Source organism: Pedococcus bigeumensis (assembly GCF_006438965.1).
Classification (GTDB): Bacteria; Actinomycetota; Actinomycetes; order Actinomycetales; family Dermatophilaceae; genus Pedococcus; species Pedococcus bigeumensis_A.
Genome location: NZ_RCZM01000007.1, coordinates 118,136 through 142,938 on the forward strand (window position 1 = coordinate 118,136; position 24,803 = coordinate 142,938).

Sequence of the window (24,803 nt, forward strand, 5' to 3'; positions counted from 1 at the left end):
TGTGACTGACATCAACACTGAGACCCCTGTCGAGGGTGACGAGGTCGAGCTGACCGAGTACACCTCCGAGTCCGAGGGCCCCGTTTCCGACGAGCCCACGCGTCGCGCCAGCGCGACCGCGCCCGGTGCTGCCACCGGCCGACGCAAGCAGGCCATCGCCCGCGTGCGCATCGTCCCCGGCACCGGCGACTGGAAGATCAACGGGCGCACGCTCGAGCAGTACTTCCCGAACAAGGTCCACCAGCAGATCGTCAACGAGCCGCTCACGCTGCTCGAGCTCGACGGTGCGTACGACATCCTCGTGCGCGTCCATGGTGGTGGCCCCTCCGGCCAGGCCGGCGCGGTCCGCCTCGGCGTGGCCCGCTCGCTCAACGGGATCGACGAGGAGCTGAACCGTCCGGCGCTCAAGAAGGCCGGCTTCCTCAAGCGCGACTCGCGCGTCCCCGAGCGCAAGAAGGCTGGTCTCAAGAAGGCCCGCAAGGCACCCCAGTACAGCAAGCGCTGATCCTGGCTCCTGCCAGCAGCACAACCGAAGGCGGCACCCGACAACTCGGGTGCCGCCTTCGGCGTCTGCAGGAGTAGGTTCGGCCCAGTTGCGTCCGTGCGCCCGGACCAGATCGACGAGGTATGCCGGGTGCGCACCCTGATCGTCGGAAAGGCTTCCCCTTCATGCCCACCACGGCACGACTCTTCGGTACCGATGGCGTTCGCGGGCTCGCGAACGTCGACATCACGGCCGAGCTGGCGCTGCGGCTCAGCGTGGCTGCTGCCCACGTCCTGGGTGACACCGCCCGCCGCGCCGGCCGCCGTCCCAAGGCCGTCGTCGGACGTGACCCGCGGGCCTCGGGCGAGTTCCTGTCCGCAGCGGTCATCGCCGGCCTCGCGTCAGCAGGTGTCGACGTCTACCACGCGAACGTCCTGCCGACACCGGCCATCGCGTTCCTCACGGGGGACACCCACGCCGACTTCGGCGTGATGCTGTCGGCCTCGCACAACGCGATGCCCGACAACGGGATCAAGTTCTTCGCCGCCGGTGGCCACAAGCTGGACGACCAGATCGAGGACGAGATCGCGGCGCGGCTGGACCAGCACTGGGAGCGGCCCACGGGTGCCGACATCGGCCGCGTCGTCACCATGCCCGACGGGCACACCCGCTACATCTCCCACCTGCTCACCGTGCTGCCCAACCGCTTGGACGGGGTCAAGGTCGTCATCGACGGCGCCCACGGTGCGGCCAGCTCGGTCTCGCCGGAGGTGTTCCGCCTGGCCGGCGCCGAGGTCTACGAGATCGGCACCGAGCCCGACGGCCTCAACATCAACGACGGCTACGGGTCGACCCATCTCGACCACCTCAAGGCTGCAGTCGCGGCCAGGGGTGCCGACCTCGGCATCGCCCACGACGGCGACGCCGACCGCTGCCTCGCGGTGGACGCCAGCGGCACCGAGGTCGACGGTGACCAGATCATGGCGATCCTGGCCCTGGACATGAAGGAGCGCGGCACCCTCGTCCAGGACACCCTCGTCGCCACCGTGATGAGCAACCTCGGACTGATCCAGGCGATGGAGCGCGAAGGCGTCTCCGTGCGCCAGACGGCCGTCGGCGACCGCTACGTCCTCGAGGAGATGCGGGCTTCCTCGCTGTCCCTGGGCGGGGAGCAGAGCGGCCACGTGATCTTCCTCGACCACGGCACGACGGGTGATGGCGTGCTCACCGGGCTCATGCTGGCCGCCCGGGTCAAGGCGACCGGCAAGCCGCTGTCCGAGCTGGCCACCGTGATGCGCCGGCTCCCGCAGGTGCTGATCAACGTCAAGGGCGTCGACAAGTCTCGCGTCGAGTCCGACGAAGAGCTCCAGCAGGCCGTCAAGGCCGAGGAGGAGGCCCTCGCAGGCACCGGGCGGGTGCTGCTGCGCAAGTCCGGAACCGAACCGGTCGTCCGCGTCATGGTCGAGGCGGGCGAGCAGGAGCAGGCCCAGGCCGTCGCCGACCGCCTCGTCGAGGTCGTGCGGGCGCGCCTGTCCCTCTGAGGCCACCACAGGGCGTGCAAGCGTTGCTGGCTAAGCGGATTCGTCGAGAAGGCTGACGATGTGACGGGCGATCTCAAAGGCACTGGTCGCGGCGGGGGACGGGGCGTTGAGGACATGGACCACCGACCCGGACCGCTCGATGAGGAAGTCGTCGACGAGCGACCCATCGCGCTTCATGGCCTGGGCGCGCACTCCCGCCGGGGCCGGCACGAGGTCGTCGTCCTGCACGTCGGGGACGAGGCGACGCAGGCTCTCGGCGAACCGGTGACGGGACAGCGAGCGGGCGATCTCGGCCGACCCAGCGCGGTAGTGTCGCGCGGCGAGCCGCCAGAAGCCGGGATAGGTCAAGGTGTCCCGTAGCTCGGCGAGCCTGACCGTGCGCCAGTCGTACCCCTCTCGCGCGAAGGCGAGCACCGCGTTGGGACCGGCGTGGATGTGCCCACCGATGCCGCGGGTGAGGTGCACGCCGAGGAACGGGAAGTCGGGGTCGGGCACCGGGTAGACGAGGTTGCGGACCAGGTGGGTGGCCTCGGGCCGCAGCTCGAAGTACTCACCGCGGAACGGGATGATGCGCGCGGACGGCTGGTGTCCCAGGCGGCGGGCGACCTCGTCGCAGTGCAGCCCGGCGCAGGCGACGACGTGGTCAGCGGCGATGTCTCCGGCGGTGGTGTGCACGACGGTCGTGGGCCCGGAGCGGACCGCGCCGAGCACCTCGGCACCGAGCAGCAGAGTGGCGCCCGCCTGCTCGAGACGCCGGACGAGTGCGGCGCACACGGCCCTGTAGTCGATGATCCCGGTCGCCGGCACGTGCAGCGCCGCGACGGCACTGACGTGCGGTTCGTGCTCCTTGGCCTGCTCGCCGGTGAGCCGGGTGACCTCGAGGCCGTTGGCGAGCCCCCGCTCCTGCAGCCGCGTGAGCCCCGGCAGCTCGTCCTCGCGGGTGGCCACGACGAGCTTGCCGCAGATCTCGTGGGCGATGCCCTCCTCCTGGGCGAAGGCGACCATCGCTGCCGCGCCGGTGCGGCACATCAGCGCCTTCTTCGAGCCCGGCGCGTAGTAGAGACCGGAGTGGATCACCCCGCTGTTGCGCCCGGTCTGGTGGGCGGCCCAGTGGCCCTCCTTCTCCACCAGCGTGACGTGGGCGTCCGGGTGCTCGCGGCACAGCCGTTCGGCGACGGAGAGCCCGATGATCCCGCCGCCGATGACGAGGTAGCGCACCGGCGTCGGCATGGGGCCAGCGTAGATCGGGTGGGACTGGTGCGTGTCGGAGTGGGCAGAATCGCCCCGCGTCGGAATGCACGTGGCCGGGGCGCAGTTGTCAGGTCCGGTGGGTGAGTCGAGGATGTCACCAACCGTCACTCAACCAAAGGCGAGCGCCATGCCCCACGAGTCACTGACCGAACCGCTCTACTCCATCGCCGCGACGGCCCAGGGTGGTCGCGCTGGCCACGTCTCGAGCGAGGACGGCGTCATCCACCTCAAGCTGGGCAAGCCCGGCAGCAAGGCGAACCCCAAGGCCAACCCCGAGACCCTCTTCGCCGCCGGCTATGCCGCCTGTTTCGGCAATGCCCTCAACTCGGTGGCGACCGCGATGGGCCTGGACACGTCGGACTCGACCGTCACGGCGACCGTGACTCTCGGGAAGACGGACACCGGAGTCGGTCTCGCAGTCGCGCTCGTCGCCACCGTGCCGTCGCTCGACCGCGGCACCGCACAACAGCTGGTCGACGCGGCGCACGAGCGATGCCCCTACTCCAAGGCCACGCGCGGCAACATCGACGTCACGGTCGCACTGGCCTGAGGTCAGACGACCTGGTCGAGCAGGCCGGTGTCGACGTCATACATGAAGCCGCCGACCGCGACCTGGTCACCGATGAGGGGGTGCGACCGGACGGCGCGCACGTCGGCGAGCAGCGCCTCGTGCTGGTTGTCGATGACGTGGAAGCCCTGCCACGAGGCGTCCTGACCAGCCGACGCGCCGACCCGCTCACGCAGCTCGGCCTCGGTGTTGCTGGCCATGGCGCACCGGGTGTGGGGGACGATGAGGATGCGCTCGACCCCGAGCAGGTGGACGCCCAGGACGAGCGCCTCGAGCGCGTTGGCGGTGACGCGGCCACCCGGGTTGCGGAAGATCTTGGCGTCACCGGGGGACAGGCCGAGCATGCGCAACGGGTCGATGCGCGAGTCCATGCAGGTGACCACGGCGACGCCGCGGTGCGCGATGCCGTCGAAGCCGCCCAGCGTGAACCGGGCGGCGAACGCCTGGTTGGCGGCCAACAGGTCGTCGAATCCCTTGGCGGGAGTGGCGCCTTCGTTCACAGCAGCATTGTCGGTCACAGGAGTCCCGGTCGCTTGGGGATGGACATGGCCATCGGCTTGATGGTGGAGGCGAAGAAGTCGTTGCCCTTGTCGTCGACGACGATGAACGCGGGGAAGTCCTCGACCTCGATCTTCCAGACCGCCTCCATGCCGAGCTCGGGGTACTCCAGCACCTCGACCGACTTGATGCAGTCCTGGGCGAGCCGGGCGGCCGGGCCACCGATCGACCCGAGGTAGAAGCCGCCATGGAGGTCGCACGCGTCGGTGACCTGCTTGGAGCGGTTGCCCTTGGCCAGCATGACCATTGAGCCGCCGGCGGCCTGGAACTGGTCGACGTAGGAGTCCATCCGACCCGCGGTCGTCGGCCCGAAGGAACCACTGGCGTAGCCCTCAGGAGTCTTGGCCGGACCGGCGTAGTAGACGGCGTGGTCCTTGAGGTACTGCGGCATGCCGTCCCCGGCGTCGAGCCGCTCCTTGATCTTGGCGTGCGCGATGTCACGGGCGACGACCAGCGGGCCGGAGAGCGAAAGCCGTGTCTTGACAGGGTGTTTCGTGAGCTCCTCGCGGATTTGGTCCATCGGGCGGTTGAGGTCGATCCGCACCACGTCGTCGCCCTCGTCCTCGAGGTGCTCGTCGGTCGTCTCGGGCAGGAACCGCGCAGGGTCCCTCTCCAGGACCTCGATGAACACACCCTCGGGCGTGATCTTGCCGAGGGCCTGGCGGTCGGCCGAGCAGGAGACCGCGATGGCGATCGGGAGGGAGGCACCGTGGCGCGGAAGCCGGACGACCCGGACGTCGTGGCAGAAGTACTTGCCGCCGAACTGGGCGCCGATGCCGAAGTTGCGAGTCAGCTCGAGCACCTGCTCCTCGAGCTCGGTGTCGCGGAAACCGCGGGCCGAGAGCGACCCCTCACGAGGGAGCTCGTCGAGGTACTTGGCAGAGGCGTACTTCGCCGTCTTCAGGGCGAACTCGGCGCTGGTGCCGCCGATGACGATGGCCAGGTGGTAGGGCGGGCACGCGGACGTGCCGAGGCTGCGCAGCTTCTCGTCGAGAAAGGCAAGCATGCGCTCTGGGTTCAGGACCGCCTTGGTCTCCTGGTAGAGGAACGACTTGTTGGCGCTGCCGCCGCCCTTGGCCATGAAGAGGAACTTGTATGCCGTCTCGTGGCCCTCGGTGGTGTCGGCGTAGAGCTCGATCTGCGCGGGGAGGTTGGAGCCGGTGTTCTTCTCCTCCCACGTGGTGATGGGTGCCATCTGGGAGTAGCGCAGGTTGAGACGGGTGTAGGCGTCGTAGACACCCCCGGCGATCGCGCGCTCGTCGGTGCCCGACGTGAGGACGTGCTGGCCGCGCTTGCCCATGACGATCGCGGTACCGGTGTCCTGGCACATCGGCAGCACGCCACCGGCCGCGATGTTGGCGTTCTTGAGCAGGTCGAGCGCCACGAACTTGTCGTTGTTGCTCGCCTCGGGGTCGTCGATGATGCGACGGAGCTGGGCGAGGTGCGCGGGCCGCAGGTAGTGCGCGATGTCGTGCATCGCGGTCTCGGTGAGTCTCCGCAGCGCATTGGGCTCGATCTGGAGGAAGGTGCGCCCACCGGGTCCCTCGACCGTGGCGACACCCTCGGTGGTGAGCAGCCGGTACTCGGTCTCGTCCGGGCCGATCGGCAACAGGTCTTCGTACTCGAACTCGGCCATCGGGTCGTCGTGCTCCTGTCGTAGGTCTACAGCTCGTCGAGGCTGGGGGCATAGGCGCCGGCCTTGCCGACCGTGATCCCGCTGGTCGCCACACCGCGGTCCACGGCGGGGCGCACCTGATCCAGTGTCGCCCCCGCGAGGCGCGTGCGCGCATCCGGGTCGCCCAGCAGACCCGAGGCCAGCAGGCCGGAGATGAGGCCGGCCATGAAGGAGTCGCCGGCGCCGACGGTGTCGACGACCCGCTCGGCTGCGGTGGGTGCGCTGCCCTCCTCCCCGGTCGCGGTCACGCGGAAGACGACGCCGTGCTCGCCGCGGGTGACCACGGAGAGCGAGGCGCCCAGCGAGCCCCAGTAGGCCATGACCTGGGAGGGCGACTGGCCGGCATACAGGAGCTCGAGGTCGTCCTCGCTGGCCTTGACCACGTCGGAGAGGGCGATGATGCCCTCGACGTGGTCGCGCACGACGTCGAGGTCGCCCATGATCCCCGGGCGGATGTTGGGGTCGTAGGAGACGGTGCCTCGGTCGCGCACCGCCCGCAGTGCCTCGAGCGTGCGTGCGGCGCCCGGCTCGAGGACCGCTCCGATCGAACCGGTGTGCACGTGGCCGGTCCCGTCGGGCAGGTCGATGTGGGGGAGGTTCCAGTAGAGGTCGAACTCGTAGGTCGCGGCACCCGTGGCGTCGAGACGGGCCCGTGCCGTGGAGGTGGGGTCCTGGCCGTGGCTGGTGCTGAGCACCGTGACGCCGTGCCGCGTGAGGTGGGCGGTGATGCGGTCCCCGCGGGGGTCCTGCCCCAGCGACGTGGCGAAGTCCACCGGCTGGTCGAGCCGGGCCAGCCCGATCGCGACGTTGGCCGGGCTGCCGCCGACGTGCTCGACGGACTCGCCGTCGGGGTCGGTCACGATGTCGACGAGGGCCTCGCCGATGACGAGGATGCGGGGACGGGGGCGAGTCATGACGACGGCACGCCTGGCCCGGCGTGGTCGAAGTCCACCGAGGAGTAGGCCCGCAGCTTGGCGAGCTGGTGGTGGCTCTCGATGAGGCGGATGGTGCCGGACTTCGAGCGCATCACGAGCGAGTGGGTGGTCGCACCACCGGCGCGGTAGCGGACGCCCTTGAGCAGCTCGCCGTCGGTGATGCCGGTGGCCACGAAGAAGCAGTTCTCGCCGGTGACGAGGTCGTTGGTGGACAGCACCCGGTCGAGGTCGTGCCCGGCGTCGATCGCGCGCTGGCGCTCGTCGTCGTCCTGGGGCCACAGCCGACCCTGGATGACGCCGCCGAGGCACTTGATCGCGCAGGCGGTGATGATCCCCTCCGGGGTCCCGCCGATGCCGAGCAGCAGGTCGATGCCGGTGTCGTCACGAGCCGCCATGATCGCGCCGGCCACGTCCCCGTCGGAGATGAACCGCAGCCGGGCGCCGGCGTCGCGCACCTCGGCAGCCAGCTTCTGGTGGCGCGGACGATCGAGCATGACGACGGTGACGTCCTCGACGGTCTCCTTCTTGGCCTTGGCGATTCGCTTGATGTTCTCGGCGACGGGGAGGCGGATGTCGACCACGTCGGCGGCCTCCGGGCCGGTGACGAGCTTGTCCATGTAGAAGACGGCGCTGGGGTCGTACATCGACCCGCGGTCCGACACGGCCAGCACCGAGACGGCGTTGGACTGGCCCTTGGCGGTGAGCGTCGTTCCGTCGATGGGGTCGACCGCCACGTCGCACTCGGGACCGATGCCGTCGCCGACCTGTTCGCCGTTGTAGAGCATCGGGGCGTCGTCCTTCTCGCCCTCACCGATGACCACGACGCCCTGCATCGACACCGTGCTGATCAGCGCGCGCATCGCCTCGACGGCGGCGCCGTCGGCGCCGTTCTTGTCGCCCCGGCCGACCCAGCGGCCGCCAGCCATGGCGGCGGCCTCGGTGACCCGCACCAGCTCGAGGGCGAGGTTGCGGTCGGGTGCCTCGACACCGACACGGAGGGACGAGGGGAGGTGCTGCTCAGACATGCATCGATCCTTCACACGGCGACGGGTGAGCGCCCGCAGCCTATCGGTGGCGGGGGCGGTTGGCGCCGGGCGGTGGCAGTCAGGGACGATGGGGTCGTGAGCGCGCCCGCACCCCGCAGTTCCTATGCCAACGGCTCCGCGGCCAACATGGTCCGGTCGCTGGTGGTCATCGGCGTGATCGTGGCTGCCCTCATTGCCGTCGTGCCCCGGGTCAACAGCGTCTCGCAGCCACCGGTGGACGTCGCCGGGGCCTCGGTCGAGGTCGCCAAGGAGAGCGGCTGGCCGATCGAGCGCCCAGAGGCGCTGCCCGACGGCTGGAAAGCCACCAGCGTGCGTTACGTGCGGTCGACCGGCGGGCTGATGACCTGGCACGCGGGCTACCAGTCGCCGACGGGCAACTACATCGCCATCGAGCAGACCAAGGACGCGACGGCCGAGTGGATCACGGCCCAGACGAACCGGGCCCCACAAACCGGTGAGGTGCAGGTCGCGGGCAAGACCTGGGAGACCTACGTGCGCCCCATCAAGGTCCAGAACAGCCTGGTCCACCGCGCGCAGAGCCCCGCCGAGCTGACCACGATCGTCACCGGCACCGGCACGTTCGAGGAGCTCACGGCCTTCGCCGAAACCCTCGCCCCCGTGCCGACCGGCTGACCGACCGGATCCCTCGAGGTCGGCTCAGCCGGCGTCGTCCGCCTCGCCCTGGCTGAGGGCGGCCTCGGCACCGTCGAGCCAGGTGCTGCAGTGCGCTGCGAGGGCTTCGCCACGGTGCCACAGCCGCATGCTCTCCTCGAGGCCGAGCTGACCGCCCTCGAGCTGGGCGACGACGCTGATGAGCTCGTCTCGCGCCTGCTCGTAGGAAAGCTCCGCGATCCCGTCGACGGCTGCATCGGCCTCGACGGCTGGCGCCTGCTTGTCTGCTCCCTTGGCCATGGTCAGGCAGCCTAACCGGCCTCGACGGGGAGGCCGACGACCCTCGCGGCGAAGTCCCCCTGCGCCACTCGCACGCGCAGCACCTCGTCGACGGTGACCTCTGCCTGGTCGGTGACCACGCGTCCGTCGCGGTGCTGTACCACGGCATACCCGCGCTCGAGGGTGGACAACGGCGAGAGGGTGCGCACCTGCGCGTGCAGGTGCTGGATCTGGTCGGCGGCGCGGTGCACCGAAGAGAGGACGCGTCGGTGGGCACGGTCGGTGAGCGCGTCGAGCTCCTGTCGTCGGGCGTCGATCATTGCGGCCGGGCGGGCCATGACGGGGCGGGACCGCAGGGCCGTCAGGTGTCGCCGCTCGCTGGCGATCCGGCCGTGCACCGCCCGTCGGCCCCGGTCGCGGGACTGGCGGATGCCGTGCCGCTCGGCCTGCGCGTCCGGCACCACCCGCTTGCCCGCGTCGGTGGGGGTGGAGGCCCGCCAGTCGGCGACGTGGTCGAGGAGTGGGGTGTCGACGTCGTGCCCGATCGCCGAGACGACCGGCGTGCGGGCTGCCGCGACCGCGCGGATGAGGGCTTCGTTGCTGAACGGCAGCAGGTCCTCGACCGACCCACCGCCACGGGCGATGACGATGACATCCACGCCGGGCTCCGCGTCCAGCTCCTGGAGTGCGGCCATCACCTCCTGGACGGCCGCGCCACCCTGGACGGCGACCTCGCGGATCGCGAACCGGACGGTCGGCCACCGACGGCGGGCATTCTCGACGACGTCCTTCTCGGCGGCGCCGGCCCGGCCGCAGATCAGGCCGACGGTGCGCGGCAGGAACGGCAGCGGGCGCTTGCGCTCGACGTCGAACAGTCCCTCGGAGGCAAGGAGGCGCTTGAGGTGCTCGACCCGGGCGAGCAGCTCACCGACCCCGACCGGGCGGATCTGCCGGGCGTCGAGCATGAGCGAGCCGCGCTGGGTCCAGAAGACCGGCTTGGCCTGGAGCACGACCCGCGCACCCTGGGCGAGCGGTGTGGGCATCGCGTCGAGCGCGTTGACCTGGACCGCCACCGACAGCGACATGTCGACATCGGGGTCGCGCAGGGTGAGGTAGGCGGTGCGCTGGCCCGGTCGGCGGGTGAGCTGGACGACCTGGCCCTCGACCCACAGCACCGACATCTTCTCGACGTACTCCGCGATGCGCATGCTCAGCAGCCGAACCGGCCACGGTGCCTCGGCGGAGGTGTCGGCGGCCTTCTCGGGCAGCGCCGGACGCTGTTCTGGGCCGCTCACGCGGCTCACTCTAGGAGGTGGGCCCGTCAGCGTCCTTGGCCGTGCGTCCCTGACGTCGCCGACCCGAACGCAGCATGGCCCGCTGCAGGTGGATCGGGTCCGGTACCGGCGGGAGGGCAGAACGCCCGGTGCCCGGTCGGCAGGCGTCCAGGAAGAGCGCCACATGTCGGCGCCACGCGTCGGGCAGGTCGTCACGGGTCGTGTCGATGATCCCGGCCAGCGCGAAGGAGAGGATCGGCAGGTCCTCGGGGCTGAAGTCCGCTCGCAGGACCCCCGCCGCCTTGGCTCGGTCGATCACCTCCACGACCTTGCGGTAGCCGCGCTCCCGGGCGCCGGCGCCCGTCCTGCCCAGCGGGAAGCTGGACTGGATCAGGTGGGCGAACCCCCGGTTCTCGGCCTGCAGCCCGCCCATCCGCTCCACCAGTCCGGCGAAGCCCACCCACGCGTCGGCGGCGGCGAGCGCCTCGTCGGCGCTGGCGTCGTAGCGGGCCAGGGCGTCCTCGAACGCCTCGGCAATCAGCGCCGCCCGGTCGGGGAACCGCCGGTAGAGGGTGGCGATCCCGACCCCAGCACGGTTGGCCACGTCGGTGAGGGGTGCCGAGACCCCCTGCTCCCCGAACACCTCCTGGGCCGCGGCGAGGATCCGGGACCGGTTGAGCTCGGCGTCGGCCCGCAGGCGTGGCGACTCGCAGTCCGGGCTGGTCGGCATGCCTCCAGCATAAGTGGAATAGATCCTCCACATGCCCGGTTGACCGAGGCGAATGAGTGGAGGATGGCCTCCACTTACACCGTCGAAGGAGCTCCCATGAACACCGTGCTGTGGATCATCCAGATCCTGCTCGCCGCCGCCTTCGGGATGGCGGGCGTGCTGAAGTCCACCCAGGGCCGGAAGCTCAAGGACAAGATGCCGTGGGTCGAGGACTTCTCCGACCGCACCGTCCGGTTCATCGGCGTCATGGAGCTGCTGGCCGCGATCGGGCTGATCCTGCCGGCTGCCACCGGGATCGCGACGTGGCTGACGCCGCTGGCCGCCACGGGTCTGGTCGTGGTCATGGTGCTCGCGGTCCTCACCCACCTGCGGCGCAAGGAGCCCCAGGTCACCCCGATCAACCTGGCGCTCGGCCTGCTCGCCGCGTTCGTGGCCTGGCAGCGGTTCGGTCCGCACTCCTTCTGACCAGGCCCGCGCCACCCGGAGGCGAGGTATGCCGCGTGGTGACCACGCGGCATACCTCACGGGCGATTGGGGTGCCGCGCGGCGGCAACCTACGATGGGTCCCATGACTGACGCCACGGAACGACCCACCAAGCGCGTGCTGCTCGCGGCGCCGCGCGGGTACTGCGCAGGCGTCGACCGGGCCGTCGTCACCGTCGAGAAGGCTCTCGAGCTCTACGGCCCGCCCGTGTACGTCCGCAAGGAGATCGTGCACAACAAGCACGTCGTCACGACTCTGGAGAAGCGTGGGGCGATCTTCGTCGAGGAGACCGACGAGGTGCCCGAGGGCGCCACGGTCATCTTCTCTGCGCACGGGGTCGCCCCCGTCGTGCACGAGGAGGCCAAGGCGCTCAACCTCAAGACGATCGACGCGACCTGCCCGCTGGTGACCAAGGTGCACCGCGAGGCCGTCCGGTTCGCCAGCGACGACTTCGACATCCTGCTCATCGGCCACGAAGGCCACGAGGAGGTGGTCGGCACGTCCGGTGAGGCGCCCGAGCACATCACCCTCGTCGACGGCCCCGACGATGTCGCCAACGTGACTGTCCGCGACCCCGACAAGGTGGTCTGGCTGTCGCAGACCACGCTGTCGGTGGACGAGACCATGGAGACGGTGCGCCGGCTGCGTGACCGCTTCCCGTCGCTGCAGGACCCGCCGAGCGACGACATCTGCTACGCCACCCAGAACCGCCAGCTGGCCGTCAAGCAGATGGCTCCGGACTGTGACCTGATGATCGTCGTGGGCTCGCGCAACTCCTCGAACTCCGTTCGCCTGGTTGAGGTTGCGATCGAGCACGGGTCGAAGGCGGGGCACCTGGTGGACTACGCCGACGAGATCGACGAGACCTGGCTGGACGGTGTGACCACGGTCGGCGTGACCTCCGGGGCGTCGGTCCCCGAGCTGCTCGTCCGTGACGTGCTGACCTACCTGGCCGAGCGTGGCTACGCCGACGTCGCCCCGGTCGTGGCGGCCGAGGAGAGCCTGCTCTTCTCGCTGCCCAACGAGATCCGGCGCGACCTCAAGGCCCGCGGCCTCAGCGACAAGATGCGCCACGACGCCGCGTTCGAGGAAGCCGGCTCGCTGCACTGAGTGCGACCCCCGAGCCGGGTAGGGTCCGCGATGTGGTGACCCAGGCGATCGTGGTCGACTCGGGCACGTCCTTCCACCTGCTGACCTCGATCGCCTCGGTCGCGGACAAGCGGTGGTGCGAGGTGCTCGATGCCGGGCCCGCTCTCGCCCGCGACGTGTCGGCGACTGCCGGGCGCGACCTGTTGGCCGACGTGCGTGCGCCCGGACGGTTCGGCTGGATGAACCTGTTGTCGCTCGCGGCTGCCGGACGGGGTCCGCGCACGGTCGACGACCTGCTCGTCCGGCTGGTGGCGACCCAACCCACCGACCTGCACCTCGCGATGCTCGGAGGGCGTCGACGACAGCTGGTGGAGCTGGTCTCGCCTGACGTCCTCGCCTCCGCCGTCGTCGGGGAGCGGGCGGCACTGACCCAGCTGCGGCGGGTCTTCGCCGGGGACGACACCGTGCTGGAAGCCACGTCGTGGCTCCTGCGAGGGGACTCCGCGGCGGTCAAGCGGCATGTGGTCGGCGTGCTCGAGACGTGGCGGGACCGGTTCCTCCCCGCGGAGCGGGAAGCCAGCCTGCGGGCCGACCTGCGGCTCGAGGCACGCCGTCGACGAGCGGACCTGGCGCGGCTCGGCGCGGCCGGCCTGATGGCTCGGGTCGCACCGACGCTCGCCTACCTCCCTCATCCGGCGCCGACGCGCGTGGTGCTCTTCCCGGTGCCGGCGATGGCGCCGGTGGTCGTCGTGGTCGACGAGCTGCAGCGCACCCTGATCGGCTATCCGCCGGTGGCAGGGCAGCAGGACGACGAGGACGCCCTGCTGCTCGGGGCGCGGGCACTGGCCGATCCGGTGCGGCTGCGGATGTTGGAGATCCTCGGGCCGGGAGGGCTCACGGCGCAGGAGCTCGCTGCCCAGGTCGGGGCGCCCCGGACCACCTTGCTGCACCACCTCGCGCTGATGCGAGCGGCCGGTCTGGTCCAGACCGCCGTGGGCGCTGGGCACAGCACGGTCTACAGCCTGCGCCAGGACGGACTGGCGAGGGTGGCCGACGAGGTCAGGTCACGATTCGACGTCGCTAGTGTCGAGAATTCTCGACACTGAGGTTCCGGTGCCCCTACGCTCGCGACTGTGAGCGCAGCCCGATGGGGTTCCTGGTCAGCGATGGTCCTGCTGGCTGCCATCTGCGGCGCGTGTTCGTCCGGGGAGGGCGCCACCGGCTCCGGCTCGGGCTCGTCCTCCTCGGCCTCGGGCCAGCCGTCGAGCCCCGCCTCGGCTGTACCGTCCAAGGGCGTGATGGCAGCCATCGACGGCCGCACCACGACGGTGGCCACCAAGGTCGACGTGGGTGGGAGCGCGTGTGGGGTCGCCCTGGTCGGCGACACCCTGTGGGTCACCGACAACAAGGCGGCCGAGCTCGTCAGGGTGGACGCCGCGGCAGGCAAGGTCCTCGGCCGGTATGCCGTGAGTGCGAGCCCGTGCGAGGTCGAGGCAGCCAACGGGTCGATCTGGGTGACGACGCAGTCCGGCGTCGTGGACCGCGTCGATCCCGCCACGGGCAAGGTGACCGCGTCGGTCACCACCGGAGACGCCTCCTACGAGACCGTCGGTGCGCTCGGGGCGGTCTGGGTGAGCAACCGCAACAGCCACAGCGTGACGAGGATCGACCCCCGCACGAACAAGGGGGTGACCCGGACCGTCGGCGAGGTCAACGCCGGCGGTTTCGTCGAGGAGGGCGGCTTCCTCTGGGTCGGCGACGACACCACGGGAGCCTCGGCCATCCTGCGTGTCGACCCCAGGACATGGAAGTCCACACCGGTGCCGACCGGTGGCAACCGTCCCGGCTACGTCGCTGCCACCCCGGGCAGGATCTGGGTCTCCAACGTCAAGTCCGGCACGGTCGCAGGCATCGACGCGACGACCCTCGCTCCGGTCGGTCCTCCAGCAGCCGCAGGCGCCTCGCCGGTCAACCTGAAGGCATCGACAGACGGGGCCTGGGTGTGGGTGCCGGACGACGTCGGCGACCTGGTCACCCGGATCGACACCACGTCGGGAAAGGCCGTCGAACGCCTGCAGGTGGGAGCCGGACCGGCCGTCGTCGCGCCCGCTCCGGACGGGGTCTGGGTCACCCACTTCGATGACGGCACGGTCTGGCACCTCGTCCTCGTCTGAACCTGCCCGCAGCCGGGCCTGCAGCCAATCCTGCAGCCACTCCCACTGCGCAGGACGGACGCCACGCACGAGCGTGAGCCCGTAGGTGTCAACGGGACCGACCTGTCGCGGGTACCGTCTGACCCATGATCGGCCTGACCAGTGCGCGAACGCGGCTGACGCAGCGGCTCGTCGCCCGGGCCACGGGTGGCGCACCCGTCGACCTCACGAGCCTGGAGGCGGTCCCGCGCCGCCTGCTGCGACCGCTGCGACGGTCCGGTTTGGACCCCGTGACCAGGATCGGCCACTCCGCGCCCGACCCGGTGCACCGGCTGGCCCACATGTTCGGGATGAACATCTGGCTGGTGTCGGGGCAGGACGAAGCCAAGGCAGTTCTGGCCGACCAGCGCCGGTTCAGCAACGACATCCGGCCCTATGTCGGAGCGGCGGGCGCGAGTGTCGGCGGGCTCGGTTTCACCGACCCGCCCGAGCACACCCGGCTGCGGACGTTGCTCACCCCCGAGTTCACGATGCGGCGGATCAACCGGCTGACGCCCCGGATCGAGGCCATCGTCGACGCGCAGCTGGACCAGATGGAGGCGAGCGGCCCGGTCGTCGACCTCGTCGAGCAGTTCGCCTTCCCCATCCCGTTCCTCGTCATCTGCGAGCTGCTCGGCCTGCCGGCCGAGGATCGCGCACGGTTCATGACCCTCAGCCACGCCCGGTTCGACGTCACGGCCGGTGGCGCCGGTGCCTTCGGCGCCATCTCGCAGAGCCAGCTGTTCCTCCTCGAGGCAACCCGCAAGCAGCGCGCGAACCCCGGCGACGGACTGCTGGGGCGGATCCTCGCGGCAGTCGGCGACGACGTCAGCGACGAGGAGGTCGCCGGCCTGGCCGATGGCGTCTTCACGGGCGGCTACGAGACCACGGCCAGCATGCTGGCGCTCGGCTCGCTGGTCCTGCTCCGCGACCGCAAGCACTTCGAGCTGGTCCGCGACGACGACAGCTCGATCGACCGGGTGGTCGAGGAGATGCTGCGCTACCTCAGCGTCGTGCAGATCGCCTTCCCGCGGTTCGCCAAGGAGGATCTCGACCTGTTCGGCAAGCGGATCCGCAAGGGCGACGTCGTCATTGCCGCGCTCAGCCGCGCCGATCGGGACCACCGCGTCGGCCCCGACCTCGGCACCTTCGACCCGAACCGGCCGCCGTCTCCGCACGTCGCGTTCGGCTACGGCTTCCACCGCTGCGTGGGCGCCGAGCTCGCCCGCCTCGAGCTGCGGATCGCGTTCCCCCGACTGGTCCGCCGCTTCCCGGAGCTGGCCCTGGCGGTGGAGCCGGAGACGCTGGCTTTCCGGGACAAGTCGATCGTCTACGCGGTCGACTCCCTGCCGGTCCACCTCGACGGGACCTCGGGTCCGTCGAACGCCAGCTGAGGGCGCTCGGCGTCCGCAGTCGCGGCCTCGATCAGCTCCATCGCGGTGAGCACCCGCGGACCGGCTTCGAGCGCCTGCGGGCTCGGGAGCGGCTGCTCGACGATCCCCGCCTCGTGCATCCGGCGGGCCGAGACGAGGACGCGGGACTCGAGTGCCCCGACCATCTGGTTGTAGGCCTCGACCGACCGCTGCAGGGCGGTGCCCATCTTCATGGTGTGGCTGCCCAGCGTGCCGAGTCGGTCGTAGAGGTCGCGGCCCAGCGTCATCACCTCGCGGGCATGGGCGGTCAGGGCGTCCTGCTGCCAGGTGAAGGCAACCGTGCGGAGCAGCGCGAGCAGCGAGCCGGGACCGACGAGCACCACCCGCCGCGCCATGGCGTCCTCGTGCAGGGCCGGGTCGGCCGACAGGGCGGCCGCCAGCATCGCGTCGCTGGGCACGAAGCAGACGACCATCTCGGGCGAGTTCTCGAACGCGGTCCAGTAGTCCTTGGCGGCGAGGGCCGTGACGTGCGACTTCAGCGACGCCGCGTGCGCACGCAGGAAGGTCGCCCGCTCGCTCGCGGACAGGTCCTCTGCCTGGGCGGCGAGGAAGGCGCCCATCGGGGCCTTCGCGTCGATGACGAGGTACTTGTCGCCGGGCAGCCGCACGACGACGTCCGGGCGCACCTGGCGCTGGTGCCGGCTCACCCGGCATACCTGCTCGTCGAAGTCGCACCGGGCCAGCAGCCCGGCGTGCTCGAGGACCCGGCGCAGCTGCACCTCGCCCCACGCCCCGCGGACCGTCGAGGAGTTGAGCGAACCGGCCAGTGACTGGGTCTGGCGCCCCAGCGCAGCCGTCGACTCGTGGACCGCTGCGATCGTCGTCTCGAGGGCCGCGAACTGGCTGGTGCGGTCGCGCTCCAGCGTGCCGACCTGCTGCTCGACCCGGACCAGCGCATCGCGCAGTGGGAGCAGCGCCGCGGCGGTCTGCGCGTCGTCGGAGATGGCGGCCTCGAGGTCGACCACGCGCTCGCGCAGGAGGTCGGACTCGGTGCGGGCCGAGGCGAGGGAGGCAGCGCCGGAGGTGTGCGCGACCCACCACCCGGCAGCCACACCGACGACCAGGCCGACGACCAGCATGCCCACGAGCTCCATGGGCCGACCATCCCATCCGGCACCGACACCACGCCTCAGCGACACCCTTGTCGCTGAGGCCCGCCCGGCTGACGGCCGAGCGCAGCGATAGCGTCGGACCATGCCCGAAACCGCCGCCGCCGATGGCGACCTGACCCTGCGCCCCCTCGAGGGCGACGACGATGCGACGGGCGACCACGCGTTCGCGGTCGTGTGGGAGGGCGAGCAGGTGGGACGCGTCGAGGTGATCGAGGACGGGTCCGGGGACGCGGACCTGATCTGGGCGGTCGTGTCCGAGTACCGGGAGGTCGGCATCGTGGAACGTGCCCTTCGCATGGTGGTCGCCTGGACGTTCGAAAACCTTGCCGTGCAACGCATCGAGACCCGCGTCGACGACGCCGACCGGGCGGGGGTGCGTGCCGCGCTGCGGGCGGGTCTGCGCAAGGAGGGCATCGCCCGCGGCGCCTTGATCGGGCCGAGCGACCGCCGCGACACGATGGTGCTCGCCAGGCTGCGTACCGACGCCGAACCCGACAGCCGCGACGGCTTCATCGCCCTGCTCAACTCCTCGCTGCCGACCAAGCGGGCCATCGCCCAGGGAGTGCTGCGCGACTCCGAGGGCCGGGTGCTGCTGTGCGAGCTGACCTACAAGGCCGAGTGGGACCTGCCCGGAGGGGTGGTCGACCCGTCCGAGTCGCCTGCTCAGTGCGTGGTCCGTGAGGTCCGCGAGGAACTGGCCATCGAGGTGCAGGTCCGCGGCCTGCTCGCCGTCAACTGGCTGCCCCCGTGGCGCGGCTGGACCGACGCCACGGTGTTCGTTTTCGACCTCGGTGTCGCCGACGACGAGCTCCTTGCCCGGACCACCTTGGAGCGCAGGGAGATTCGTTCACTGCACTTTGCGGGCGAGGAGGAGTGGGAGGAGCGCGTCGCGCCCTACAACCAGCGCCTGCTGGCCTTCCTCGCCACCCATGCCGGCCCCACGGCATACCTCGAGGACGGACTCCCGGCCCTGTGAGGTGAGGTCAACCCGGGTATGCCGCATGGTTGCCCGTCGCCCCGGCCACCTGACGCGTCGTCTCCACCGGAATCGCGCCCTCTTGGGCATCGTCGCAGGTCAGAGCCCTGCCCGATGTGCGCCGAGGCGATTCGGCGGGTACTCTCGCGGAGTCATCGGGCCGGGGGAAACCGTAGAAACACGGAGTGCACCATGACTGACTCGAGCATGCCGCCGCTGACCGCGGACGAGCTGGCCGCCGAGGGCGGCACCGCCCTGCCCGACAAGGAGGTCATCAGCCTCCTGGACCTGAACGCGGACCTCGACCTCGGCCTCGACGCCGCGGCGCCCATCGACCTGGCCGTCGCGGCCAACGCCAACGTGGCGGCGCCGATCGATGCGGCCGTCGGCGCGAACGTCCTCTCCGTGGGCTCCGAGGCTCAGGCGCTCGCCGACCAGGGTGTCGTCATCGACCAGGGCATCACCGGCGAGGCCGTGGCCCATGGTGGCCAGGACTCGGTCATCGACCAGGCCACGCCCGACGCGCCCGCCGACGCACCTGCGGACGCTCCAGCCGATGTCCCTGTCGATGGCACGGCGCCGACGGACGGCGCCGCTGACCCGACGGCGCCGGTCACCAGCAGCGGTGCCCTCGACGGCGACCTGCTCAACGTGAACGTCGACCTCGCAGCAGACCTCCACCTCGCCGCCCCGATCACTGGAGCGGTGGCCGCCAACGCCAACGTGGCCGCGCCGATCGACGCCGCGGTCTCCGCGAACATCGGGTCGATCGACTCCGACGCCGCGGCTCTCGCCCAGCAGGACGCGATCATCACGCAGCACATCGACGCCGACGCGAATGCGACGACCGACCAGTCGTCGGACATCTCCCAGTAGTCGGCGCCAGGTCTCGCTGACGTGACTCCCTTCGAGGGGCCGGGTGCCCCCCACGCGCCAACACCCGTCCACGACGAGGCAACCGCGCCCCCACCCGCTGGTGGGGGTGCGGTACCCGTGCGCGCCGACGGCGTGCAGCTCCTCGGGTCGGTGCCTGGCTCCGGCTACCGGGTCGCGCCCGCCCTCGTGCGGCGTGGCGACGGTCAGACGATCCAGCTGACCCCGCTGCTCTACGCCGTGCTGGAGCAAGTCGACGGCCGGCGCACCGCGGCAGAGGTGGCCGAGGCGGTGGGGGCCGCCATCGGACGCCAGGTGTCGGAGGGAGACGTGGAGACCCTGTGTGACAGCAAGCTGCGCACGCTGGGTGTGCTCAAGAAGGCGGATGGCTCGGACCCCGAGGTGCGCCGCTCGAACCCGTTGCTGGCGCTGAGGTTCAAGTACGTCGTCTCCGACCCGGAGGTGACCCGGCGGATCACCGCCCCGTTCGCCCTGCTGTTCGCACCGGTCGTCGTGGTGGTCGTCATGGCCGCGTTCTTCGCGGTCTGCGGCTGGGTGCTGCTCCACAAGGGACTGGCGTCAGCCACCCACCAGGCGTTCGATCGGCCGGGCCTGCTGCTGACCGTGTTCGCGCTGACCGTCGTCTCGGCGGGCTTCCACGAGTTCGGTCACGCAGCGGGCGCTCGCTACGCAGGGTCGACGCCCGGTGCGATGGGGACCGGCCTGTACCTCGTGTGGCCGGCGTTCTACACCGACGTCACCGACAGCTACCGGCTCGGTCGCGCGGGTCGCGTGCGCACCGACCTCGGCGGCCTCTACTTCAACGCGATCGTCGCGGTCGCCATGTTCGGTGTCTGGTGGGGGACCGGCTGGGACGCCATCCTGCTGATCATCGCCACCCAGGTCCTCCAGATGGTGCGCCAGCTGGCCCCACTGGTGCGCTTCGACGGCTACCACGTCCTGGCCGACCTGACCGGGGTGCCCGACCTCTACCACCGGATCAAGCCGACCCTCGTGGGCCTGCTTCCCCGGCACTGGAACGACCCGGAGGCCAAGGTGCTCAAGCCGTGGGCCCGGGCCGTGGTCAGCGCGTGGGTGGTCGTCGTCGTCCCGTTGCTGCTGTTCTCCCTCGTGATGATGGTCCTGAGCTTCCCGCGGGTGGCGGGGACGGCGTGGGCCTCCGTGGGTCGGCAGTGGGCGCGGCTCGAGACGCAGTTCGGGGACGGGGACATGCTGGCCGTGTTCGTGCGGATCCTGTCGATCGTCGCCATCGCCCTGCCGGTGCTGGGCGTCATGTTCATCGTCACCAGGGTCGGTCGGCAGGTCGTCACCGGCACCTGGCGGGCCACCGAGGACCGCCCGGTGCGGCGTGCGCTCGCCGGCCTGCTCGCGCTGGCGATCGTGGCGGGGCTGGCCTGGTCGTGGTGGCCGCAGCCGGGCACCTACCGGCCCATCCAGGCCTACGAACGCGGCACGCTGGCCGACGGGGTCTCCCGCACGTTGCGCTCGGGGGTGCCGGCCACCCTGCAGGAGGGTCGGCAGGGCGCCGGACGAGCCGTGTGGCCGCAGGGTGCCGCGCTGCCCACCGCCGACGCGCCGGAGCTCGCGGTCGTCATGGTGCCGCGCGGCGGGCAGGCCCAGGCTGACGACACGGCGCAGCCCACCTGGGTCTTCCCCTTCAACCGTCCGTTGCCCCCCGGCGACGGTGGCAACCAGGCCATGGCCGTGAACACCACGGACGGGTCCACGGTCTACGACGTGGCCTTCGCCCTGGTCTGGGCGGACGGCGACACGGTCGCCAACACCAACGAGGCCTACGCACTGGCGTCCTGCACCGGGTGCCAGACGGTGGCGGTGGCCTTCCAGGTCGTCCTCATCCTCGGGAACGCCAGCGTCGTCGTGCCGGAGAACGTCGCCGCGGCCGTCAACTACAGCTGTGTCCAATGCGTCACCCAGGCGCTCGCGACGCAGCTCGTGGTGACCCTGTCCGGCCCGTTGAGTGCTCAGAGCACGGCCGACCTCGCCGCGCTCTGGAAGGAGATCGCCGCGTTCGGGGCCTCCATCCAGGACGTCCCGCTCAGCGAGCTGCAGCAGCGGTTGACCGACTTCGAGCGCCAGATCCTAGCCATCGTGCAGCAGGATCCTGCGTGGATCCCACCGTCTGCGGGCACCCAGCACACCCCGGGCGGGACTTCGACCACGGGACCGGCCGGAACGGCATCGCCGACCACGGGAGCCACCGGATCGTCCACTGCAGGCACGCCGTCGTCGACCCTCTCCTCGTCGAGCGCGCCCGGTTCTTCATCGAGTCCGGACAGCTCCACGCCGACCAGTCCGACCAGCCCGTCGAGTGGCACGGACCCGACGGCCTCGTCGACCCAGCCCACGCAGACCTCGACCGCGGCACCAGCGGACGTGGCGCAGGCCACGGCCACGTCCTGACCGGCAGCTGCGCGGCATACCCTCCAGTGCAACGAGGTATGCCGCGCAGCGCACGGATGGGAGCAGCGAATGGTCAACGGGGCCAGCGAGTTCGACGAGGGCTCAGCAGTCACCGCACGCGTGGGGGAGCCGGGGGTCTACGACTCGGCGCTGGGCGAGGGCTGGCGGATCGGCGGGGGAGTCAACGGTGGGGTGCTCCTCGCCATCGCCGGACGTGCCCTGGCGACCGAGCTCGGCACGGCGGACGGCGACCGTCCCGCCCATCCGGACCCGCTCGCGATCAGCGCCTACTACCTGACGCCCGGCGTCCCCGGGCCGGCCACGGTACGCACCTCGGTAGTGCGTCGCGGTCGCGCAGTGTCCACGGGCCAGGCGTCGCTGCTGCAGGACGACGGCGCAGGAGGCGAGGTCGAGCGGGTCCGGTTCCTCGCGACCTACGGCGACCTGGAGTCGGTCGACGGCGACATCACGACCTCGGCCGCCCCACCGGACCTCCCGCCGCCGGACCGGTGCATCTCGGCGGCGCAGGCGCCACCGGACTTCCTCAAGCACGCCTCGCTGCTCCAGCGACTCGACATGCGCCTCGACCCCGCCACGACGGGCTGGGCGGTCGGCGAGCCGTCCGGCAACGGCGTCATCCGGGGCTGGCTGCGGATGGCCGACGGCCGCGAGCCCGACCCGCTGCTGCTGCTCCTTGCCGTCGACGCGCTGCCTCCGGTGGCGTTCGAGCTCGGCCTGCCGGGCTGGACGCCGACGCTCGAGCTCACCGCGCACGTGCGCGCCCGGCCGGCTCCGGGTTGGCTGCGGGTGAGCCTGACGAACCGCACCCTGGCCGGTGGCTTCCTCGAGGAGGACGCCGAGGTGTGGGACAGCGAAGGGCGCCTGGTCGCGCTCTCGCGCCAGCTGGCGAGGGCGTCAGCTCCGGCTCCCGACCGCCGGTAGACTCTCGGCCTTGTGGCTCTCACTATCGGAATCGTCGGCCTGCCCAACGTGGGCAAGTCCACGATGTTCAACGCCCTGACCAAGAACAACGTGCTCGCCGCGAACTACCCGTTCGCGACCATCGAGCCGAACGTCGGGGTCGTCCCCCTGCCGGATGCCCGGCTGAAGCGGCTCGCCGAGATCTTCAGCTCCGAGCGCATCCTGCCCGCGACGGTGTCGTTCGTCGACATCGCCGGGATCGTGCGCGGGGCGTCGGAGGGTGAGGGCCTGGGCAACAAGTTCCTCGCCAACATCCGCGAGGCCGACGCGATCTGCCAGGTGGTGCGCGCGTTCGAGGACGGCGACGTCGTCCACGTCGACGGCAAGGTCTCGCCCGCCTCCGACATCGAGACGATCCACACCGAGCTGATCCTGGCCGACCTGCAGACCCTCGAGAAGGCCGTGCCGCGGCTCGAGAAGGAGTCACGGATCCAGAAGGACAAGAAGGCGTCCTTCGACAACGCAGTGCTCGCGCAGAAGGTGCTCGAGGAGGGCAACACCCTGTATGCCGCGGGCGCGGCTGCCGGGGTCGACCCCACCGACGCGCGTTCGCTCGGGCTGCTCACGACCAAGCCGTTCATCTACGTCTTCAACCTCGACGAGGACCAGCTCGCCGACGCCGACCTGCACGCGTCCTTGCGCGAGATGGTTGGGCCAGCCGACTCGGTGTTCCTCAACGCCAAGCTCGAGGTCGACCTGATGGAGATGGAGCCCGACGAGGCGATGGAGATGCTGGAGTCCTTCGGTGCGGAGGAGTCCGGACTCACCCAGCTGGCGCGCACCGGGTTCCACACCCTCGGTCTGCAGACCTACCTGACGGCCGGTCCGAAGGAGTCCCGCGCCTGGACCATCGGCCAGGGCTGGACCGCTCCCCAGGCTGCTGGCGTCATCCACACCGACTTCCAGCGCGGCTTCATCAAGGCCGAGATCGTCTCGTTCGAGGACCTCGACTCCACGGGTTCGATGGCGGCGGCCAAGGCTGCCGGCAAGGTCCGGATCGAGGGCAAGGACTACGTCATGTCCGACGGCGACGTGGTCGAGTTCCGCTTCAACGTGTAAAGCCGCAGGTCAGAGCCTATTTAGGCGTCATCTGCCCTCACAGTGCCCTCACCAGATCCGAGGACCTCGGCCACGAGGCGGGCTGACGCGTCGCGGACTCGGTCTTCAGCCGACGGCCACAGGTGGGCGTAGGTGGTCAGAGTGGTGGTCGACTTGGCGTGGCCCAGAGCCCGCTGGACCGCCACGACGTCGCAGCCAGAGGCGATGAGCCCGGAGGCGTAGAAGTGCCGCAGGTCGTGCAGTCGGACGCCCTCGATCCCAGCCCTGAACAAAGTGGTCCGCCACCGGTAACCGACGGTGTTCTGGTGGGGCGGAACGCCCTCGACGCCCGCGAAGAGCCAGCCGTTGAAGAGACCCAGCTCGACGTGCTGGGCGAGCATCTGGGCGAGCGCGTCGGGGATGTGGACAGTGCGCTCGGAGTTGTACTTCGGGAGCCGGATGTCGAGCTCGCCGCCGGTGAGTCGCTGGACCTGTCGGCTCACCTGAACCTGGCGGCGCAGGAAGTCGACGTCTTCGACGCGCAGGGCTGCGGCCTCGCCAAGGCGCAGGCCGGCGAAGGCGCACAGCCCGACGAACGCCGTGAACCGTGGGTGGGAGGCGTCGAGAATGCGTCGAACGACCTCCGGGGCGGGGATCGTCATCGCCGCCTCGCGCTTGCGCAGGCGGGGGAGGCGGACCGAGAGGGTGGGGTCGACGGCGATCATCCCGTCGCGGACGGCAGCCCGGAAGACCGATCGCACGTTGACGAACCGGGTCTTGATCGTGCCCGGCGCCAGGGGTCGTGGTCGCTTCTGGGTGGGGATGGTCATCGACTTGACCCACGCCTCGATGTGGCTGGGGCGGACGCGGCGTAGGTCGACGTCAGCGAAGGTGGTGGACCGGGCGGCCAGTGACATCGCCTGCCGGGTGCCGTCGGTCCAGACCTGGTCGCGTTCCCACGCCTCGAAGTAGCGGACGAAGGACACCTTCCCTGCCTCGGGGTCGACCCACCGTCCCCGATCCAGGGCGTCGAGCTGCTGACGCCGCCACCGGACGGCGTCGGCCTGCCTGGGGAACGACCGCTCGTGCTGCCGGCCCGTCTCGGGGTTTCGGTACCGGGCGCGCCAGGACTCACCGCGACGGCTGATCCCCTCAGGCATCGAGATTCCCATGGTGCTGCGCGATGAAGGCCATGCCATTCCTCTCCGAGGTCGCCACGTTAGCCGCGAC

24 protein-coding genes are annotated in these 24,803 nt (G+C 70.8%); 14 read left to right on the top strand and 10 right to left on the bottom strand.

The window, feature by feature from the left end; translation table 11 throughout:
* The first annotated feature begins 1 nt into the window (after position 1).
* A complete protein-coding gene (gene rpsI, locus EAH86_RS18745) occupies positions 2-505 on the top strand; it encodes a 30S ribosomal protein S9 (RefSeq protein ID WP_140743594.1) in 504 nt (167 codons plus the stop codon).
* 164 nt (positions 506-669) lie between these two features.
* On the top strand, positions 670-2,025 hold the full coding sequence (gene glmM, locus EAH86_RS18750; RefSeq protein ID WP_140743596.1) for a phosphoglucosamine mutase: 1,356 nt from the start codon (positions 670-672) through the stop codon (positions 2,023-2,025).
* 30 nt (positions 2,026-2,055) lie between these two features.
* Here the strand turns inward: glmM and lhgO are convergent, their stop codons facing one another.
* Positions 2,056-3,255 (bottom strand): L-2-hydroxyglutarate oxidase, encoded by a 1,200-nt coding sequence (lhgO, locus tag EAH86_RS18755; RefSeq protein ID WP_140743598.1) that lies wholly within the window; start codon positions 3,253-3,255, stop codon positions 2,056-2,058.
* A 148-nt stretch (positions 3,256-3,403) separates the two neighbouring features.
* Here lhgO and EAH86_RS18760 point away from each other — a divergent pair, with 148 nt between their 5' ends.
* Positions 3,404-3,826, top strand: a complete 423-nt coding sequence (locus EAH86_RS18760) for an Ohr family peroxiredoxin (RefSeq protein WP_140743600.1) — start codon at positions 3,404-3,406, stop codon at positions 3,824-3,826.
* A gap of 2 nt (positions 3,827-3,828) precedes the next feature.
* On the opposite strand, the gene EAH86_RS18765 is transcribed toward EAH86_RS18760, so the two are convergent.
* The 4 genes from EAH86_RS18765 to glpX are packed head-to-tail and all read right to left on the bottom strand — an operon-like array spanning position 3,829 to position 8,037.
* Positions 3,829-4,344 (bottom strand): beta-class carbonic anhydrase, encoded by a 516-nt coding sequence (locus EAH86_RS18765; protein WP_140743602.1) that lies wholly within the window; start codon positions 4,342-4,344, stop codon positions 3,829-3,831.
* A 14-nt stretch (positions 4,345-4,358) separates the two neighbouring features.
* Entirely contained in the window at positions 4,359-6,038 is a 1,680-nt protein-coding gene (locus tag EAH86_RS18770) for a fumarate hydratase (protein WP_140743604.1), read from the bottom strand.
* Positions 6,039-6,064: 26 nt separating this feature from the next.
* Positions 6,065-6,991: a carbohydrate kinase family protein gene (locus EAH86_RS18775; protein WP_140743606.1), complete on the bottom strand. Its 927-nt coding sequence runs from the start codon at positions 6,989-6,991 to the stop codon at positions 6,065-6,067.
* On the bottom strand, positions 6,988-8,037 hold the full coding sequence (gene glpX, locus EAH86_RS18780; RefSeq protein WP_140743608.1) for a class II fructose-bisphosphatase: 1,050 nt from the start codon (positions 8,035-8,037) through the stop codon (positions 6,988-6,990). The genes EAH86_RS18775 and glpX overlap by 4 nt, the downstream gene beginning before the upstream one ends.
* A gap of 96 nt (positions 8,038-8,133) precedes the next feature.
* On the opposite strand from glpX, the gene EAH86_RS18785 reads away from it, so the two are divergent.
* Positions 8,134-8,691, top strand: coding sequence for a DUF4245 domain-containing protein (locus EAH86_RS18785; RefSeq protein WP_241668458.1), 558 nt, complete (start codon positions 8,134-8,136; stop codon positions 8,689-8,691).
* 24 nt (positions 8,692-8,715) lie between these two features.
* Here EAH86_RS18785 and EAH86_RS18790 read toward each other — a convergent pair whose 3' ends face one another.
* Genes EAH86_RS18790 through EAH86_RS20875 form a run of 3 tightly spaced genes read right to left on the bottom strand, consistent with a single transcriptional unit; the run spans position 8,716 to position 10,953 of the window.
* Positions 8,716-8,970, bottom strand: a complete 255-nt coding sequence (locus EAH86_RS18790; RefSeq protein WP_140743610.1) for an exodeoxyribonuclease VII small subunit — start codon at positions 8,968-8,970, stop codon at positions 8,716-8,718.
* Positions 8,971-8,981: 11 nt separating this feature from the next.
* Positions 8,982-10,244: an exodeoxyribonuclease VII large subunit gene (gene xseA / locus EAH86_RS18795; protein ID WP_241668459.1), complete on the bottom strand. Its 1,263-nt coding sequence runs from the start codon at positions 10,242-10,244 to the stop codon at positions 8,982-8,984.
* Positions 10,245-10,254: 10 nt separating this feature from the next.
* Positions 10,255-10,953 (bottom strand): TetR/AcrR family transcriptional regulator, encoded by a 699-nt coding sequence (locus EAH86_RS20875; RefSeq protein ID WP_161988703.1) that lies wholly within the window; start codon positions 10,951-10,953, stop codon positions 10,255-10,257.
* A gap of 96 nt (positions 10,954-11,049) precedes the next feature.
* On the opposite strand from EAH86_RS20875, the gene EAH86_RS18805 reads away from it, so the two are divergent.
* The 5 genes from EAH86_RS18805 (at position 11,050) to EAH86_RS18825 (ending at position 16,112) form a co-directional block, all read left to right on the top strand.
* On the top strand, positions 11,050-11,418 hold the full coding sequence (locus EAH86_RS18805) for a DoxX family protein (protein ID WP_140743616.1): 369 nt from the start codon (positions 11,050-11,052) through the stop codon (positions 11,416-11,418).
* Between the two features lie 103 nt (positions 11,419-11,521).
* Positions 11,522-12,547, top strand: coding sequence for a 4-hydroxy-3-methylbut-2-enyl diphosphate reductase (locus EAH86_RS18810; RefSeq protein WP_140743618.1), 1,026 nt, complete (start codon positions 11,522-11,524; stop codon positions 12,545-12,547).
* A gap of 32 nt (positions 12,548-12,579) precedes the next feature.
* On the top strand, positions 12,580-13,632 hold the full coding sequence (locus EAH86_RS18815; protein WP_140743621.1) for an ArsR/SmtB family transcription factor: 1,053 nt from the start codon (positions 12,580-12,582) through the stop codon (positions 13,630-13,632).
* A 27-nt stretch (positions 13,633-13,659) separates the two neighbouring features.
* Positions 13,660-14,700, top strand: coding sequence for a YncE family protein (locus tag EAH86_RS18820; protein ID WP_140743624.1), 1,041 nt, complete (start codon positions 13,660-13,662; stop codon positions 14,698-14,700).
* 125 nt (positions 14,701-14,825) lie between these two features.
* Entirely contained in the window at positions 14,826-16,112 is a 1,287-nt protein-coding gene (locus tag EAH86_RS18825; RefSeq protein ID WP_140743626.1) for a cytochrome P450, read from the top strand.
* On the opposite strand, the gene EAH86_RS18830 is transcribed toward EAH86_RS18825, so the two are convergent.
* On the bottom strand, positions 16,049-17,245 hold the full coding sequence (locus tag EAH86_RS18830) for a DNA recombination protein RmuC (protein WP_140743628.1): 1,197 nt from the start codon (positions 17,243-17,245) through the stop codon (positions 16,049-16,051). The genes EAH86_RS18825 and EAH86_RS18830 overlap by 64 nt on opposite strands.
* A 100-nt stretch (positions 17,246-17,345) precedes the next feature.
* On the opposite strand from EAH86_RS18830, the gene EAH86_RS20880 reads away from it, so the two are divergent.
* From EAH86_RS20880 to ychF, 5 genes are all read left to right on the top strand, one after another.
* On the top strand, positions 17,346-18,239 hold the full coding sequence (locus EAH86_RS20880) for an NUDIX hydrolase (protein WP_241668460.1): 894 nt from the start codon (positions 17,346-17,348) through the stop codon (positions 18,237-18,239).
* Between the two features lie 192 nt (positions 18,240-18,431).
* A complete protein-coding gene (locus tag EAH86_RS18840; RefSeq protein ID WP_140743630.1) occupies positions 18,432-19,115 on the top strand; it encodes a peptidoglycan-binding protein in 684 nt (227 codons plus the stop codon).
* A gap of 21 nt (positions 19,116-19,136) precedes the next feature.
* Positions 19,137-21,554: a hypothetical protein gene (locus EAH86_RS18845; protein WP_140743632.1), complete on the top strand. Its 2,418-nt coding sequence runs from the start codon at positions 19,137-19,139 to the stop codon at positions 21,552-21,554.
* 69 nt (positions 21,555-21,623) lie between these two features.
* On the top strand, positions 21,624-22,496 hold the full coding sequence (locus EAH86_RS18850; protein ID WP_140743634.1) for a thioesterase family protein: 873 nt from the start codon (positions 21,624-21,626) through the stop codon (positions 22,494-22,496).
* A gap of 12 nt (positions 22,497-22,508) precedes the next feature.
* The gene (ychF, locus tag EAH86_RS18855) at positions 22,509-23,594 is read left to right on the top strand and encodes a redox-regulated ATPase YchF (protein WP_140743636.1); all 1,086 of its coding nucleotides are present in this window, start codon (positions 22,509-22,511) and stop codon (positions 23,592-23,594) included.
* Between the two features lie 20 nt (positions 23,595-23,614).
* Here ychF and EAH86_RS18860 read toward each other — a convergent pair whose 3' ends face one another.
* Positions 23,615-24,733, bottom strand: coding sequence for a tyrosine-type recombinase/integrase (locus EAH86_RS18860; RefSeq protein ID WP_170212824.1), 1,119 nt, complete (start codon positions 24,731-24,733; stop codon positions 23,615-23,617).
* Between the last annotated feature and the right edge of the window lie 70 nt (positions 24,734-24,803).

Bases quoted from the DNA above. Each gene is read 5' to 3' on its own strand.
- EAH86_RS18860 (WP_170212824.1), bottom strand. From the start codon at position 24,733: ATGCCTGAGGGGATCAGCCGTCGCGGTGAGTCCTGGCGCGCCCGGTAC.
- EAH86_RS18840 (WP_140743630.1), top strand. From the start codon at position 18,432: ATGACTGACTCGAGCATGCCGCCGCTGACCGCGGACGAGCTGGCCGCC.
- EAH86_RS18810 (WP_140743618.1), top strand. From the start codon at position 11,522: ATGACTGACGCCACGGAACGACCCACCAAGCGCGTGCTGCTCGCGGCG.
- EAH86_RS18825 (WP_140743626.1), top strand. From the start codon at position 14,826: ATGATCGGCCTGACCAGTGCGCGAACGCGGCTGACGCAGCGGCTCGTC.
- EAH86_RS18850 (WP_140743634.1), top strand. From the start codon at position 21,624: ATGGTCAACGGGGCCAGCGAGTTCGACGAGGGCTCAGCAGTCACCGCA.
- glpX (WP_140743608.1), bottom strand. From the start codon at position 8,037: ATGTCTGAGCAGCACCTCCCCTCGTCCCTCCGTGTCGGTGTCGAGGCA.
- EAH86_RS18760 (WP_140743600.1), top strand. From the start codon at position 3,404: ATGCCCCACGAGTCACTGACCGAACCGCTCTACTCCATCGCCGCGACG.
- EAH86_RS20880 (WP_241668460.1), top strand. From the start codon at position 17,346: ATGCCCGAAACCGCCGCCGCCGATGGCGACCTGACCCTGCGCCCCCTC.
- EAH86_RS18790 (WP_140743610.1), bottom strand. From the start codon at position 8,970: ATGGCCAAGGGAGCAGACAAGCAGGCGCCAGCCGTCGAGGCCGATGCA.
- EAH86_RS18775 (WP_140743606.1), bottom strand. From the start codon at position 6,991: ATGACTCGCCCCCGTCCCCGCATCCTCGTCATCGGCGAGGCCCTCGTC.
- EAH86_RS18830 (WP_140743628.1), bottom strand. From the start codon at position 17,245: ATGGAGCTCGTGGGCATGCTGGTCGTCGGCCTGGTCGTCGGTGTGGCT.
- EAH86_RS18805 (WP_140743616.1), top strand. From the start codon at position 11,050: ATGAACACCGTGCTGTGGATCATCCAGATCCTGCTCGCCGCCGCCTTC.
- glmM (WP_140743596.1), top strand. From the start codon at position 670: ATGCCCACCACGGCACGACTCTTCGGTACCGATGGCGTTCGCGGGCTC.
- lhgO (WP_140743598.1), bottom strand. From the start codon at position 3,255: ATGCCGACGCCGGTGCGCTACCTCGTCATCGGCGGCGGGATCATCGGG.
- EAH86_RS20875 (WP_161988703.1), bottom strand. From the start codon at position 10,953: ATGCCGACCAGCCCGGACTGCGAGTCGCCACGCCTGCGGGCCGACGCC.
- EAH86_RS18770 (WP_140743604.1), bottom strand. From the start codon at position 6,038: ATGGCCGAGTTCGAGTACGAAGACCTGTTGCCGATCGGCCCGGACGAG.